Genomic DNA, 15031 nt, shown 5'->3' with positions numbered 1-15031 from the left:
TAAAATTTTAATTTATATCGATTGATTATACTTAAAACCATGAAACCACGTTTAATCAACTTAATACTTTTAGTTAATTCTGTCATTTATTTTAATACCACAGCTGTTAATGCGGAAGAGCTTGAGCCTGTACATTATGCCTACGCTAATTATTTAGGTAGCGGTATTTATAAAACAACAGGACAAAATGCGACTTTGTTTAGCCTGCCATTTTCATTCGAGCTAGGTAAAAAAGGTAAAATGACCTATGAGTTACGTTTACCTATTTCCCTTGGCTTTTTTGATTTTACATTCTCAGATATTCCCAATTTAGATCTACCCGACTCAGTAGGTACATTAACCATAAGTCCAGGAATTGGTTTTAAATATCAATACACTGATAATTGGGTGATTGAAAGTTATGTAGATGGAGGTTACGGATTAAACCTAACAACAGATGAAGGCGTATCTATTCATTCCTCTGGTGTTTCAACGCTTTATTATTTTAACGTTAAAGAATATGACTCGATATGGGTAAATAGACTTTATTATGCAAGATATGACGGCAATGGTTATGAAGCCTATGATACTTATGCCGCGCTGCAAACAGGTTTAGATACTGGCTTACCGCTCCAATACCAAGTATTAGGCTATAAGTTTCAACCGAGACTTTTTGCCACCGCGTTTTGGTACTTTAGCGAAGTTGACTTTTTAACACCACGATCGCTTGGCTCTGAAGGAGAAGAGCACGTAACCTTGTCTAATAGTTTTGAATTTGGTTTTACGCTTAAATTTACAGAGACTGTTGGCTACTCTTGGGCGGGAATTGAACGACTTGGTTTAAGTTACCGATTCAGTGAAAATTTTAGCGCTTTTCGTTTACTGTTTAGTTTCCCTATTTAACCTATACCTAGTTTAACGGATTATTTGATAATGAATAAGGCATAACTGACTGTTATGCCCTATATTAAAATAAAAGTATTAAAATTAAAGTATTATAATAAAATTTAAATTTAAATTTTCAGTGCCTTATCACCACGGGCTAAACCAACACAACCTGAGCGAGCAGATTCAATAATATCAGTTTCATTTTGCAGGGCCTCAATAAAAGCATTAAGTTTATCTGCATTACCGGTAAGTTGAACGGTATAGACCTGTTTACCAATATCAACTATGTTACCGCGAAATATATCGGTTAAACGTTTTACTTCAGTGCGGCTGGTATCATTCATCGCTGTTACTTTTACTAACAGTAATTCACGCTCGATATGTTGCCTATCGGTGATATCAATGATTTTAATCACATCAATCAACTTATTTACTTGCTTTACAATTTGCTCTAATACCTTATCGTCACCACTGGTGGTAATGGTCATTCTTGATAAAGTATTATCATTGGTTGGCGCAACGGTTAAGCTTTCAATGTTAAAGGCACGTTGAGAAAAAAGACCTACAATACGTGACAATGAACCTGGCGCATTTTCCATTAATATAGATAATATTCTACGCATTATGCTTTAACTCCTTTTCTTAACCACATTTCATCAATAGCGCCAGTGCGTATTTGCATTGGATATACATGCTCTTTTTCATCAACCATAACATCAACAAACACTAAACGATCTTTAATCGCAAAAGCTTGAGTGAGCTTTTCATCAAGCTCTTCTAAGTGATCTATTTTAATGCCAACATGACCATAGGCTTCTGCAACTTTAATAAAATCAGGTAAAGACTCCATATAAGAAGATGAATGGCGGCCATCATAAACCATGTCTTGCCACTGACGCACCATACCTAGTGAACGGTTATTTAAGGTTACAATAACTACAGGTAACTTGTACTGCAAACAGGTTGATAACTCTTGAATATTCATTTGAATAGAGCCATCTCCAGTAATACAAATAACATGCTTATCAGGAAAAGCTAACTTAACCCCCATAGCGGCAGGCAAACCAAAACCCATAGTGCCAGCTCCACCAGAGTTTATCCATTGGCGAGGTTTAGCAAAAGGGTAGTGCTGCGCGGCAAACATTTGATGTTGGCCAACATCAGAGCATACATAGGCTTCACCATTGGTGATTTTATAAAGCGACTCAACAACCTTTTGAGGTTTTATTTTAGCTGTAGTAGGCTGTTCGTAACTCATACTTTTTACAGCGCGCCATTGGCTAATTTGTTGCCACCAATGGGTTAATGCTGCTTCGTCAGGTGCGTAATCAATTGCCGCTAACTCATCGAGAAGTTGTTGCATGACTATTTCAACTAAACCAACAACAGGTATATGTGTGTTAATGGTTTTTGAAATTGATGATGGATCAATATCAACATGGATAATAGTAGCGTTAGGACAAAACTTCTCGACGTTATTGGTAACTCTGTCATCAAAGCGAACGCCTAAAGCGAGAATAACATCAGCATTTGCCATACCTTTATTCGCTTCTAAACTACCATGCATGCCTAGCATACCAACAAACTGTTTATGAGTGCCTGAAATTCCGCCAAGCCCCATTAAGGTATTAGTGACAGGAGCTTTTAGTGTTTCAACTAATCTAGTTAAAAGCAGTGATGCATCAGATAAAACAATACCACCACCTGAATAAACTATCAGTTTTTTTGCCTCAGCAATAGCTTTTGCTGCTTTGCTAATTTGTTTTGAATGGCCTTTAATATTGGGATTGTAAGAGCGTATATTAACATCAGTATTAATGCTAAAAGGCCCTTTGTTTTGTGGAATTAAAATATCTTTTGGTAGTTCAACGACTACCGGGCCAGGTCTACCTGTACTGGCAAGATAAAATGCTTTGGCAAGCGCATCTGGAATATCTGCTAAACTACGACAACTAAAACTGTGCTTAACAATAGGGCGGGTACAACCAACAATATCTGTTTCTTGAAAGGCGTCATTACCGATGAGTGATGATGCAACTTGTCCTGCCAATACCACCATAGGAATAGAGTCCATATAGGCGGTTGCAATACCGGTAACACAGTTGGTGGCTCCAGGTCCTGAAGTAGCTAATACTACGCCCACGTTACCCGTTGCCCTTGCGTAGCCATCAGCCATGTGTGTTGCTGCTTGTTCATGACGCACTAAAATATGCTCAATTTCATCTTGTTGAAAAATAGCGTCATAAATATCTAATACCGAGCCACCAGGGTAACCAAAGATATATTTAACCTTCAATGCGGATAGTGATTTAACTACCATTTCTGCACCGGTAAAAAGCTCTGTTGTCATAGTATCTCCTTGATTGTCTGTTTCATTTGTTCTCACCTCGTTGATTAAAAGTTACTAATAGCAAACGGGTTAATTAATTCGCTGGTTAATTTTTACAAGCGTTATAAAAGATAATAAAAAACCCTCGGCCTTAAAAAGAGCGAGGGTTTGTATATATCATTGCTTAATTGTATTTGCTAAGCACAAATTATCCCCGCTAGTGATTATTAATCACGACGACATAGAGGATGACATTGAATAGCGAGTTGATAAACATTTTACAATTCCACTTGATGATATTTGATTTTTACATTAATTCTTAGCTAACCTATTAACTAATTTATAAATTAACTTGTGCCTATATTTAAAGCGTTTATCGGCTTGTGTCAACTAACAATTTCGACGTTTTTAAAGATTAATATTCTGATTGTAGCATTTTGTTTATCCTGAACTCAGCTTACTTGTTTGGAAAAGAATAAAGAAAGACTGTAAACCAGGCAAATAATAATAAGCAAACTGAAGTAAAGAATAACCAGACCTAAATTCGGATAATAAGTAAAGTAGGTAAGCGACAAATAACTATAATATTTGATAAATAAGAGGTTTACTTTTATTTGTTATCATTTAATACAGTTTATAACAGGATAAAATTTGTATTAGTAAGCTAATATGATTTATATTATCTAAGATATTACTTAGTGATCATTAAAGGCTTAATTAAAGCAGATATTGATCTAATTTTCGAAACGATATGATAAGTGGAACAAATATGAACCGTATTAAATTATTAATTATTTCTGCCTTGGTTATTTTTATGGCAGGTTGTGCATCAAACCCAACAGAAGTGAACTTTGATCAAAATCCAAAAATTAACACGTCAAATTATAAAACCTTCGCATGGTTAAATGAATCAAAAATTCTAGAGTCCTCATCGGGTGTAAATCCAGTAACAGAAGCTGAAGTATCTAACAGTATTCAAGAAGCATTTATTGCTAAAGGTTATAAGTTAATTTCAGATCCAGAAAAAGCTGATTTCACTATTTCATATACCATTGGTAGTCGTGATAAAATTAAAGTGAATAGTTACCCTACACCTTATTACGGTGGCTTTGGTTGGGGACGAGGTTACTATGGCGCTCGCGGTTATTACGGTGCTATGGGAATGGGGTCAGAAACAACAGTTAGACAATATACTCAAGGCAAATTAGCTATTGATGTTTATGACGTGAAAACGCATCAACCGGTATGGCATGGTTGGGCAACTAAACGTTTATCTTCAGATGAACAAAGCGCAACAGCTGCTGAAATCAATAGTGTTGTTAAGGAAGTTGTAGCATCTTTTCAATAAAAAGAACGATAACTTAACTTATCATTCCACATAAAAAAAACGACTTTAAGTCGTTTTTTTTATGTCTGCAGGTCACTAAAAGCTTATCAATTAATCAAAACTCAAGCAGAATTAACAATCAAGTTCAAGGACGCGAGCTTTAGCTCAACACGGTATTTATTGTTTAAGTTCGCTTTAACTAATACCAATTGCATTAATTAAGTTCCCACCTGTATCCAATCCCTAAAGCATAGTTTCATCACTCTCGATGCATCTGAAATAAAGGCGTTCCAGGCTCGGCTACACTCTTCAACAATGTCATCGTAGCCTTTAAAACAACGATTCGCTAATTCATTTTGTCTGATCCATTGCCATACTTGCTCTATTGGATTTAGCTCTGGTGAGTATGGCGGTAGTTTAATAATAGATAAATTATCAAACTTATCTGCTAGATGAATTTGATGCCAAGCCGCTCCATCAACAACAATAACGCCATGGCGTCCTTTGGGAATTCTCTTGGCTATTAATGTTAAGTGTTTTTCCATCACATCCATATTCATGCAGGGTGCAATTAATGCCTCAGTTTCACCCGTCGCAGGACATACAGCACCAAAAAGGTAAGCATATTCGAACTGCTGTTGCTTGACAGCTCTTGGTCGTGTTCCTTTTTCCGCCCAGAGCCTTGTCGTTGTATTCTGTTGACCAAAGCGAGCTTCGTCTTGGAACCATACATCAACATTTTCAAGCCTCACATTCCACGGGATCGTCAGGATCATTTCCATTTCGAATTTTTTTAAAATTCTCTTGAATTTCCTTTGATTGTTTGGGGTGTCTAGACCGACTAGTAATCCAGGAAAAACCTAACTGATGAAGCAATCGATACACATTGAAAATCGTATACTCGATATTAAATTCTTGAGCAATATAGGTGACAAGCGTTTGTGCCTTTAGCCTACCTCCGTTTTCTTTAATGCTATTTTGACTAATATACTCACTTAACTGAGTTAACTGTTGTTGATCTAGAGCGCAGGGTCGGCCAGAGCGAGGTTTTTCTTTTAGACCATCAAGGCCTTGTTCATGAAACCTTTTAACCCAATCATTAACAATACGTCGACTAATATGTAAATTTCGTGCCGTTTGCGTGTTATTAGCGCCATCTTTGATGTGGGAAAGAGCCATCAAACGGACACGCATTCGCCCATTAGTCTCTTTGGCTATAAGGGATTTAAAATCAATGGATTTAAGTGTGAACATAACTACTGTTATTGATGCATGAAAAATAAAATCAATTAGATCACAAATTTAATCAAAATGGTATAACCTGAACTCGGGATAATAAATATGTATAGCCTAATAATATCAATTGGTTATCATTACACTTCTACAATAGTTTTAATTATTGTCCTTCAAGGCGAGAAAACAAACCAATAACTGGTTATTGGGAGTTTTCACAACGCAGCTAATATAAGTGACTACGCATAATTAGAGCTGTTGTAGCATTTTGCTTATCCCTAATTCAGGTTAACTAACAAGAAATAAGTAAATAACCTGAGATCAGATTAAATATTATGCTTTAGACAGTTTATCAACTGTAGCTAAACAAGCATCCATAAAGGTATCAATGAAGTACTCAACCTCTGGCATAGTTTGTTTAAGTTGACTTATTTTAACAGCTAAACGCTGTTCAACATGATCAAACTCTGGGTTTTTATGATTTATTTCATCAAGAGCTTTGATATAAGCGACGATAATATCAGCGGCTTTAACAATTGCTTTATATTCATCTGAAACATTATCTTGCACGATAATATCACTAAACAATTCTTGTAGCTCTTCAGGAAGTGACGCTAAACATTCTTTCTCAGCAAGTAATTCAATCTTTTTAAACTCACGAGCAATTTCTTTATTAGCATACTTAGTTGGATTTACGATATCGCCATAACGTGTTTCACTGGCTTCATGGTACATGGCGATGGTCGAGATTTTATCGGCATTAACACTACCATTAAATTTTTTGTTTTTAATAACCGCTAATAAATGCGCCACAATGGCTACTTGATGAGAATGCTCGGCGATGTTTTCAGGTTTTACACAAAACATCAGTGACCAACGTTTGATCAATGGCATACGAAACATCCAGGCGAGAAATGAACTTTGCATATTTTATCCTGTTTATGTTGGTTAACGTTGAGTTAAAAAGCAAAGTGTATACTAGCACTAAATGAGGTTGTTTGTATTTGAGAGAGGCGTATTAACTAATTACATTAATGACTTACATTAATGTAATTAGTTTCGCTAATTTTAAAGTGCTCTAAAAGAATATTTCTAAAAAGGTATTAATAATGCCGCGTTAAGTAGCGTTAAGTAATACCGCTTTAAACATTATGCAGTAGGTTATTTATCCACTTTAACTTGTTTATAACTGGCAAAGAAATGCTTAATTTTTTCAAGTGCAGGTACTAATTCGTCAACATGAGGTAAAAACACTAAACGGAAATAGTTTTTCTCTTTGATATTAAACGCACTACCGTGAACTAATAATATTTTCTCTTGTTTTAACAAGTCTAAAATCATTTTTTCATCGTTATAAATGCCAAATTTTTCATTATCTACTTTAACAAAAAGATATAAAGCACCCATTGCAGGGTGACATGATAAACCATCAATTTCGTTAATCATTTTAGCTGCAATATTACGTTGCTTAATTAAACGACCATCACCTTGAATCAATTCATTGATACTTTGATAACCACCTAATGCGGTTTGAATAGCATGTTGTGAAGGTACATTGGCACAAAGACGCATTGAAGAGAGCATGGTTAAGCCCTCTAAATAATCTTCAGCATGAATTTTAGGCCCTGTAATTACCATCCATCCTGCTCTAAAACCCGCAATACGGTAGTTTTTAGACAAACCGCCCATGGTAATAATTAATACATCTTTTGCTAAACTGGCTGTTGGAATATGTTTAGCTTCATCATATAAAATTTTATCGTAAATTTCATCGCTGTAAATAATCAGTTCATGTTTACGTGCAAGGGCGATAATACCTTGTAAAATGTGTTCAGGATAAACAGCACCCGTTGGGTTATTTGGGTTAATTAATACAATCGCTTTAGTTTTATCTGTTATTTTAGCTTCCATATCTTCAAGGCTTGGATACCAAAAATTTTCATCGTCACAAACATAATGTACCGGCGTACCACCTGCTAGTGAAACTGCTGCCGTCCATAATGGGTAATCTGGAGCAGGAATTAACACTTCATCGCCGTTATCAAGTAACCCTTGCATGGCCATTACAATTAATTCGCTAACGCCGTTACCAATATAAATATCATCAACGCGGACATTTTTAATACCTTGTTGCTGAAAATACTGCATTACGGCAACACGAGCAGAATAGATACCTTTAGAGTCGCTATAACCTTGTGAGCGAGGTAGGTTATAAATGACATCTTTTAAAATATCATCGGGTGCTTCAAAACCAAAAGGAGCAGGGTTACCAATATTTAATTTAAGTATTTTATGGCCTTCATCTTCAAGGCGCTTGGCCTCGGCCGCTATTTGTCCTCTAATTTCGTAACAAACATTGTTTAATTTAGATGACTTAGTAATAGCTTTCATGATTTGGTAACTTCTTAAGTTAAAGGAAAAATATAAGTTTGGTATTGTTGCCAATAATGCGCTGTTTTGAAAGTGTTATTTTTATTTTTTTTATAATTATTTCTAGATAACAAAAAAGGGACCGAAGTCCCTTATTTAGTTAGTGTGAAGTCTTGCTTTATTGTTTTTAATTGTGCCTAAAAGACTAGTTAAATAGAGATAATACTTCATCTATAGCAATTAGTGATTTCTCACCAGTGATACGGTTTTTAAGCTCAACTTGTTGCGCATCTAAATTACGTTCACCTATGATTAATAATAATGGTGTTCCCATTAATTCATGATCGGCAAACATTACTCCAGGACGCTCTTTTCTGTCATCAAACAATACTTCAATACCGGCTTGTAATAATGAATCGTATAAACGGTCAGCAGTTTCTTTCACACGCGCTGATTTTGCCATGTTCATTGGTACAATTGCTACTTGAAATGGTGCGATAGCTTTTGGCCATTTTATGCCATTTTCATCGTGATTTTGCTCAATGGCTGCAGCAACAATACGTGAAACACCAATACCGTAGCACCCCATGGTTAGCGTTTCGTTTTTACCACCTTCATTGAGTACAGCGCAATTCATTGCTTGTGCATATTTACGACCTAGTTGGAAAATATGACCTACTTCAATACCACGTTTTATTTCTATATTACCTTGGCCACAAGGGCTTGGGTCACCAGTAACAACATTGCGTATATCGGCAATGGTTATTTCGCCACAATCTCGATCCCAGTTAACACCAGTAAAAGACTGACCATTTTCGTTAGCACCACAAACAAAATCACTTAAGTGAGCGGCGCTGTGATCAACCACTACTTCAACAGTCAAGCCTTTAGGGCCTAATGAGCTGATGTGGCAATTAGCCACTTCGGCGATTTGTTCATCGGTTGCAAAAGTTAATGGCGAAGCAATTCCAGAAATTTTTTCTGCTTTTATTTCATTTAATTGATGATCGCCACGCAGTACGAGTGCCACAAACCTTGCAGGAGCACCGTCAGCAACCTCGCCAAGAACGAGTAATGTTTTAACTGAAGTTTTTAGATCTAAGTTTGAGGTTTTAATTAAACGCTCTAACTTTAATTCTACTTTTTCAATTTCTTGACTAGGAGCTGGGCGTTCGCCTGCTGGTGCTAATGCTTCTGCTTTTTCAATGTTGGCGGCAAAATCGCTAGCATCACTAAAAGCAATATCATCTTCACCAGAATCAGCAAGCACATGGAACTCATGTGACTTTTCACCACCGATTGAACCTGTGTCTGCGATAACTGGGCGGAAGTTCAATTCAAGACGTTCGAAGATACGACAATAAGCATCAAACATTTTTTGGTATGTAGTTCCTAAACATTCATCATCTAAATGAAAAGAATAAGCATCTTTCATTAAAAATTCACGACCGCGCATTACACCAAAACGCGGACGAATTTCATCACGAAACTTAGTTTGTATTTGAAATAAATTAAGTGGTAATTGTTTATAACTATTTAATTCGTTAGCCACTAATTTAGTGATAACTTCTTCATGCGTAGGGCCTAAAACGAAAGGACGCTTATGGCGATCGGTAATACGTAATAATTCAGGACCATAATCGGCAAGTCTGCCAGACTCTTCCCATAAATCGGCAGGTTGAACCATAGGCATTAACACTTCATTACTGCCTGCGCGCTGCATTTCTTCACGCACAATATTTTCAACTTTCTTCAACACGCGTAAGCCTGTTGGTAACCAAGTATATAAACCTGATGCAAGGTTACGGACAAGACCTGCTCGTAGCATCAATTGATGACTGATCACCTCTGCATTGGCTGGGGTTTCTTTTAGAGTAGACAGTAAATATTGACTGGTACGCATGGTTTAGTATTCCATAAAAAATTTGGGGTCGTATAATTGGCGACATTCTATCAGGGGGTTAGCGCAGTAAAAAGTAATATATGTAATATTTATTACTTAGTTTATGGAAAAACTGTGTAGTCGTGCAATAAAGTCAGAGAATATGACGTTTTTAACGGATTTTATATATTTGAAAGCGATTAAATTAGGTTAACTAATATAAGCTAAAATATAGAGTATTGTGATAACTTAATTCAACTCAACAAAACATAACTCTGCAAAATTTGATGAGATTCAATCAGGATTTAAAATGGAAATAAAAGTTATTCAAGCCAATTATCAAGACGAGCAACATGCTCAAGATTTAGTGATGCTACTTAATGCTTATGCACTTGATCCTATGGGCGGTGGTGTTGCACTTAGCGATGATGTTAAAACAGATTTGGTAACTACTTTAGCAAAACGCACAGACTTTTTAACTTTGCTTTGTTATGTAAATGACAAGCCTGCGGGGATTTTAAATGGTGTAGAGGGGTTTTCTACTTTTAAGTGTAAAGCGTTACTCAATATTCATGACTGTGGTGTTTTAAAAGAGTATCGAGGATTAGGTATTAGCCAACAATTATTCATGGAAGCAGAAAAAATATCACGTGAGCGTGGTTATGCTAAATTAACACTTGAGGTTTTATCGGGTAATATCATTGCCCAAAACGCCTATACAAAGTTAGGTTTTTCAGGATATGAATTAGATAAAAAAACAGGGCAAGCGTTGTTTTGGGAAAAGCACCTGTAGAGCATAGTTTACATCATATATCAGCATAAACTATGCTCGCACACTTGTTAATTTGTTATCAATGAGCCTGATATAGATATTATGGAGTCAACTATATTTGTTGCAGGCTGTTGTTACATATAGGAATACTAAAAAGAAATAGGTCTTCTTTTTCTAGGTTGTATTGGTTGGTTTTTAGATTCTTGTGTTTTATTATCAGAATCAGACGTTTTTTTTGTATTCTTGTTGTTAACTGTTTTAGCTTTTGCCGCCTTTTCTTTACTCAACTTTTGCTTAGCCAAGACAGGGTTTTGTTCGATATATTCTTCAACGTCAGTATCTTCAGTGTAGGTATAAGAAGAGTTTATTAACTCTTCATTGGGTTGTGTTTGATACTCTTCAAGAGTTTCATTAATTACTAACTGAACTATCTCGCCGTTAAATTCGATCACATCTTCATGATAAACCTTTTTACGCTTTTGATACTCCACCTCACCATTGAGTAACACATAACCTTCGCTGATCACTATTTTGGCTTCACCGCCGCCACTTACTAAGTTAGCAATTTTTAATAGCTTACATAATTCAACGGGCTGGCGATTTAATTCAACAACTAGATAACTCTCAGACATATTCTTCTCGGTATAAAATTACTTACGTTTGAATGCTTTACGCTTGTGATAATTGCGTTAAAAGCTCTGTTATTTCAGCTTTTAATTCTTCACTTTCAATCGATTGTGCAGCGTCATTGGCTTTGTTGGCAAAAATTAATGCTTGGTCTGGCTCTTCAAACTCAACTTGACGTAATGCCATAGCTAAATAAGCGGAGGCAGTATAGGTTGGAAGCGCTAATTTCTCAGCTGTTGCTAAAGCTATCTCATAGATATCCATTGCTTGCTCACCATCTTCAGTAAAGTCAGCTAAAGCTTCCCACTGTAAAGGATGGTCTTTTGGCGTGTTTTGGCTTGTTGCACACAATACTTGTAATTTTTTACAATGGCTTAGTCTTAGCTCATCGTTATCAGCCGCAGAGGCATTTGCAATTTCTTGGCAAATAGCAAGAATGTCATTATATAAAGGAGCTTTCATTAATAATCCTAGTGTATATTAAGTAGTTAGCTGTGTAGTTTTCGTGGTTTTGTATTTACAGCAGCCTATTTTCAGGCGATATTAACATACTCGATATTTTTATACATTAATACAAAGCAAGAATACAGGATAGTAAAATGAAACTTAGCTTGAACGTTCAACCCGCAAAATGGTTAAAAACAAGCTTGTTAGCTTGTTATTTGCTGTTTTTTTCTGTCGCAGGTTATGCTGTTAGTTGGCCTCAACAGTTAACTAGTGATCACGGTACTATCGTTGTGTATCAACCACAACCCGAAGAATTGGTGGGTAATATTCTTACTGGTCGCGCAGCTATGTCATTAGAGCTGAAAGAAAATGAAGAGCCTATTTTTGGTGTGTTTTGGTTTTCAACGAAAATTGAAACTGATAGAAGTACAGACTCTGTAACGTTTAGCGAATTACAAGTCACAAAAGTTGGCTGGCCTGATTCGAAAGAAGCAGGGGAGAAAGAATTCACTGAGTTTGTAGAAGCTGAGTTAGAACATTCATCTTTTAATAGTTCGCTTTCTAAATTGACGGCGAGTTTAATTGGCGAGCGTAAAGTACAAGATAGCTTGAAAGATATTAAAAACGATCCACCAATTATTTTATTCGAACAAAAGCTGTCAGTATTATTAACTTTTGATGGCACGCCAATCTTTAGAGATATTGAGAACAGTAATTACCAACGCGCATTAAACACACCACTTGCCGTAGTAAAAGAAAAAAATTCCAATCAATTTTATTTAACGAGCGGCCGACTGTGGTATCAGGCTGTTAATGCTGAAGGTCCATGGAGTTTCTTAGCAAATCCACCGGCAGATCTTGTTGCGTTAATACCTAAAGATACAACAGAAAGTGATTCACAAGAAACCGTAAGTCTTCCTAATATAATTACTGCGACTAAACCAACAGAATTGGTTGTTTCTGATGGCCAACCTAACTGGACAAGTTTGGTTGGCGGTAAGTTATTATATGTAGAAAATACTGAAACACCTTGGTTAAGAGAGCTTTCTAGTGGCAAAGTCTACCTATTATTGTCAGGTCGATGGTTTAGCCGTAAAAATGATAAAGCACCTTGGGTGTTTGTTCGAGGCGATAAATTACCTGCAAGCTTTAAAGATATACCACCTGATTCAGCTATTGGCGGATTAAGAACATCAATTGCAGGTACTGATGAAGCAGAGCAAGCAATACTTGATGCTCAAATACCTCAAACGGCAGCCATTAAACGTAATGAAGCAAAACTGACTGTGGAATATGACGGCGAGCCTAACTTTAAAGCCATTGAAGGAACTCAAGTTGAATACGCTATAAACACCTCAGCTCAAGTATTGAAAATAGCAGGTAAGTATTATGCTGTTGATAATGGTGTTTGGTTTGTTGCGCCAAGCCCTAAAGGTCAGTGGCAAGTAGCAGATAACATACCAAAAGAAGAAATAGCTCAAATACCGCCTAGTTCACCTATGTACAACACAACCTATGTCACTATTTATGATTCTACTCCTGATGTTGTCTATGTTGGCTATACACCTGGTTATCAGTGGTCTTACCCTTATTATGGTGTACCTATTTACGGTACTGGTTGGTATTACCCGCCATATTATGCAGGTGGTTGGTATTACCCTAGACCACCGACTTGGGGTTTACATGTTGGTTACAATCCATGGACAGGTTGGAATGTTGGCGTAAGTTGGGGAAGTCCATTCTTTAGGGTAGGTGTTGTTTGGGGTGGTGGTTACCATAATCATCCAAGACCTTGTTGTGGACCATATCATGGCGGTGGTTACCATGGTGGCGTAAATATTAATGTTAATGGTAATGTTAATATTGGTAACTCAATAAGTATTGCCAACAGAAATCATGCACAAAATAATATTGCCAGACAATTTCCTAATAAAAACTTTAATAATGCAGGTCATGGAAATCGTGTAAATAATTTATATAATCAAGGTGTTAATAAAGCGCGTAATGCGGCAACACAGTTACCGAATAAAAAATTAACCCAAGGTAAATTATCTCCAAACCGCGCTAATAATGTTTATGCCGATAAAAAAGGTGCAGTAGTACGTCATGAAAATGGGCAATGGCAAAGCCGTGATAATAAAAGTTGGAATACAATACCTAAACAAGAAAAGATTAATTCAGGTAAAGGCTATGGTCAAAGCTCGATTCGCAAACAGCAGTTAAATAATCAAAGAAACAATAGTGGATTTGATATTAACAGCATGAATCGAGATTTACGTGGTCGTCAAATGGGTAATATGTCACGCGGCGGACATCAAGGAATGGGAAGTGTACGACGAGGTAGATAAACGATAATAGATCATGGATAATAGGTACGTAGATAGAAATATAATCTATCAAAAAAAGCAAAACTAGGCAGCATGATTTTGCCTAGTTTATTATAAAAAAAGCAATGAGAAAGGAAAAAAGAATGAACAACAAACAAACAATGAAACTTAGTGTTATTGCCTTAGCAACTGCGATGATTGTTGGCTGTAACTCAACGGCTCCTAACCCATCAAACCCGCCAGAAATGTCTGACGGCTTAGCATTAGTTAAATCAACTACATCTACCGTTGCTTATGAAAAAGCAGGCCTTGATTTATCAGAATATACAAAAGTACTTATTTTACCAAGCACTGTAGCGTTTAAAAAAGACTGGCAAAAAGTATATAACCGTAGCCAAAGTTCACCAGGCACACGTGTTACTGATGCAGATGTTATGCGCATGAAAACTGAAACAGCTAATATTTTAGATGAAGTGTTTAACAAAGAGTTTCTGACAGACAAAGATATAAAAATAGTTACAGAAGTAACTTCTAATACAATTATTTTAAAGCCTGCAATTGTAAATTTAGATGTAACATCTGCTGATAATAACGGCGGTAACTCAAGAACAGTAACCCAAGAAACTGGCGGCGCTACACTATATTTAGAAGCCTTTGATGGTGTTAGTGGCGAAATTTTAGCTCGTGTTGTTACCTCTGCTGCAGCGTCAGATATGACCCAACAATACTGGTCTTCAGGCGTAACGAATAAAGCTAGCGCAACGAATATGTTCACAAAATGGGCAAAAGCGTTAGTAGCTAAGTTTGAAGACGCAGGTAAGAAAGCAACTAAATAACAAACCGTATTATT

12 protein-coding genes and 1 pseudogene are annotated in these 15031 nt (G+C 36.4%); 5 read left to right on the top strand and 8 right to left on the bottom strand.

The window, feature by feature from the left end; all coding sequences use genetic code 11:
- Window positions 1–39: 39 nt before the first annotated feature.
- Window positions 40–882, top strand: a complete 843-nt coding sequence (locus tag CWS31_RS06225) for a hypothetical protein (protein WP_101344390.1) — start codon at window positions 40–42, stop codon at window positions 880–882.
- 110 nt (window positions 883–992) lie between these two features.
- Here the strand turns inward: CWS31_RS06225 and ilvN are convergent, their stop codons facing one another.
- Both ilvN and CWS31_RS06215 read right to left on the bottom strand, forming a co-directional pair.
- Window positions 993–1490 (bottom strand): acetolactate synthase small subunit, encoded by a 498-nt coding sequence (gene ilvN, locus CWS31_RS06220; RefSeq protein WP_101344314.1) that lies wholly within the window; start codon window positions 1488–1490, stop codon window positions 993–995.
- On the bottom strand, window positions 1490–3217 hold the full coding sequence (locus CWS31_RS06215; protein WP_101344313.1) for an acetolactate synthase 3 large subunit: 1728 nt from the start codon (window positions 3215–3217) through the stop codon (window positions 1490–1492). The genes ilvN and CWS31_RS06215 overlap by 1 nt, the downstream gene beginning before the upstream one ends.
- A 748-nt stretch (window positions 3218–3965) precedes the next feature.
- On the opposite strand from CWS31_RS06215, the gene CWS31_RS06210 reads away from it, so the two are divergent.
- A complete protein-coding gene (locus CWS31_RS06210; protein WP_101344312.1) occupies window positions 3966–4544 on the top strand; it encodes a DUF4136 domain-containing protein in 579 nt (192 codons plus the stop codon).
- Between the two features lie 197 nt (window positions 4545–4741).
- Here the strand turns inward: CWS31_RS06210 and CWS31_RS06205 are convergent.
- The 4 genes and pseudogenes from CWS31_RS06205 to CWS31_RS06190 form a co-directional block, all read right to left on the bottom strand.
- A pseudogene (locus tag CWS31_RS06205) lies at window positions 4742–5702 on the bottom strand (IS630 family transposase).
- Between the two features lie 387 nt (window positions 5703–6089).
- Window positions 6090–6683, bottom strand: a complete 594-nt coding sequence (yfbR, locus tag CWS31_RS06200; RefSeq protein ID WP_101344310.1) for a 5'-deoxynucleotidase — start codon at window positions 6681–6683, stop codon at window positions 6090–6092.
- Between the two features lie 234 nt (window positions 6684–6917).
- Complete coding sequence (locus tag CWS31_RS06195; protein WP_101344309.1) at window positions 6918–8147, bottom strand: pyridoxal phosphate-dependent aminotransferase; 1230 nt, start codon at window positions 8145–8147, stop codon at window positions 6918–6920.
- A gap of 184 nt (window positions 8148–8331) precedes the next feature.
- The gene (locus tag CWS31_RS06190; RefSeq protein ID WP_101344308.1) at window positions 8332–10029 is read right to left on the bottom strand and encodes a proline--tRNA ligase; all 1698 of its coding nucleotides are present in this window, start codon (window positions 10027–10029) and stop codon (window positions 8332–8334) included.
- A gap of 289 nt (window positions 10030–10318) precedes the next feature.
- Between CWS31_RS06190 and CWS31_RS06185 the strand changes: the two genes are divergently transcribed.
- Complete coding sequence (locus CWS31_RS06185) at window positions 10319–10801, top strand: GNAT family N-acetyltransferase (RefSeq protein ID WP_101344307.1); 483 nt, start codon at window positions 10319–10321, stop codon at window positions 10799–10801.
- 128 nt (window positions 10802–10929) lie between these two features.
- Here the strand turns inward: CWS31_RS06185 and CWS31_RS06180 are convergent, their stop codons facing one another.
- Both CWS31_RS06180 and CWS31_RS06175 read right to left on the bottom strand, forming a co-directional pair.
- Window positions 10930–11412, bottom strand: a complete 483-nt coding sequence (locus CWS31_RS06180) for an RNA-binding S4 domain-containing protein (protein ID WP_101344306.1) — start codon at window positions 11410–11412, stop codon at window positions 10930–10932.
- 37 nt (window positions 11413–11449) lie between these two features.
- On the bottom strand, window positions 11450–11869 hold the full coding sequence (locus tag CWS31_RS06175) for a hypothetical protein (RefSeq protein ID WP_101344305.1): 420 nt from the start codon (window positions 11867–11869) through the stop codon (window positions 11450–11452).
- Window positions 11870–12006: 137 nt separating this feature from the next.
- Here CWS31_RS06175 and CWS31_RS06170 point away from each other — a divergent pair, with 137 nt between their 5' ends.
- Window positions 12007–14202 carry a carbohydrate-binding family V/XII gene (locus CWS31_RS06170; protein WP_101344304.1) on the top strand — a complete coding sequence of 732 codons (2196 nt, stop codon included), beginning with the start codon at window positions 12007–12009 and terminating at the stop codon, window positions 14200–14202.
- Between the two features lie 122 nt (window positions 14203–14324).
- Window positions 14325–15017 carry a DUF3313 family protein gene (locus CWS31_RS06165; RefSeq protein ID WP_101344303.1) on the top strand — a complete coding sequence of 231 codons (693 nt, stop codon included), beginning with the start codon at window positions 14325–14327 and terminating at the stop codon, window positions 15015–15017.
- Window positions 15018–15031: the final 14 nt, after the last annotated feature.

This window comes from Colwellia echini, from assembly GCF_002843355.2.
Classification (GTDB): domain Bacteria; phylum Pseudomonadota; class Gammaproteobacteria; order Enterobacterales; family Alteromonadaceae; genus Colwellia; species Colwellia echini.
This window is presented reverse-complemented; position numbering and strand designations above follow the sequence as displayed.

Bases quoted from the DNA above. Each gene is read 5' to 3' on its own strand.
- CWS31_RS06165 (WP_101344303.1), top strand. From the start codon at position 14,325: ATGAACAACAAACAAACAATGAAACTTAGTGTTATTGCCTTAGCAACT.
- ilvN (WP_101344314.1), bottom strand. From the start codon at position 1,490: ATGCGTAGAATATTATCTATATTAATGGAAAATGCGCCAGGTTCATTG.
- CWS31_RS06225 (WP_101344390.1), top strand. From the start codon at position 40: ATGAAACCACGTTTAATCAACTTAATACTTTTAGTTAATTCTGTCATT.
- CWS31_RS06180 (WP_101344306.1), bottom strand. From the start codon at position 11,412: ATGTCTGAGAGTTATCTAGTTGTTGAATTAAATCGCCAGCCCGTTGAA.
- CWS31_RS06170 (WP_101344304.1), top strand. From the start codon at position 12,007: ATGAAACTTAGCTTGAACGTTCAACCCGCAAAATGGTTAAAAACAAGC.
- CWS31_RS06195 (WP_101344309.1), bottom strand. From the start codon at position 8,147: ATGAAAGCTATTACTAAGTCATCTAAATTAAACAATGTTTGTTACGAA.
- yfbR (WP_101344310.1), bottom strand. From the start codon at position 6,683: ATGCAAAGTTCATTTCTCGCCTGGATGTTTCGTATGCCATTGATCAAA.
- CWS31_RS06175 (WP_101344305.1), bottom strand. From the start codon at position 11,869: ATGAAAGCTCCTTTATATAATGACATTCTTGCTATTTGCCAAGAAATT.
- CWS31_RS06210 (WP_101344312.1), top strand. From the start codon at position 3,966: ATGAACCGTATTAAATTATTAATTATTTCTGCCTTGGTTATTTTTATG.
- CWS31_RS06190 (WP_101344308.1), bottom strand. From the start codon at position 10,029: ATGCGTACCAGTCAATATTTACTGTCTACTCTAAAAGAAACCCCAGCC.
- CWS31_RS06185 (WP_101344307.1), top strand. From the start codon at position 10,319: ATGGAAATAAAAGTTATTCAAGCCAATTATCAAGACGAGCAACATGCT.
- CWS31_RS06215 (WP_101344313.1), bottom strand. From the start codon at position 3,217: ATGACAACAGAGCTTTTTACCGGTGCAGAAATGGTAGTTAAATCACTA.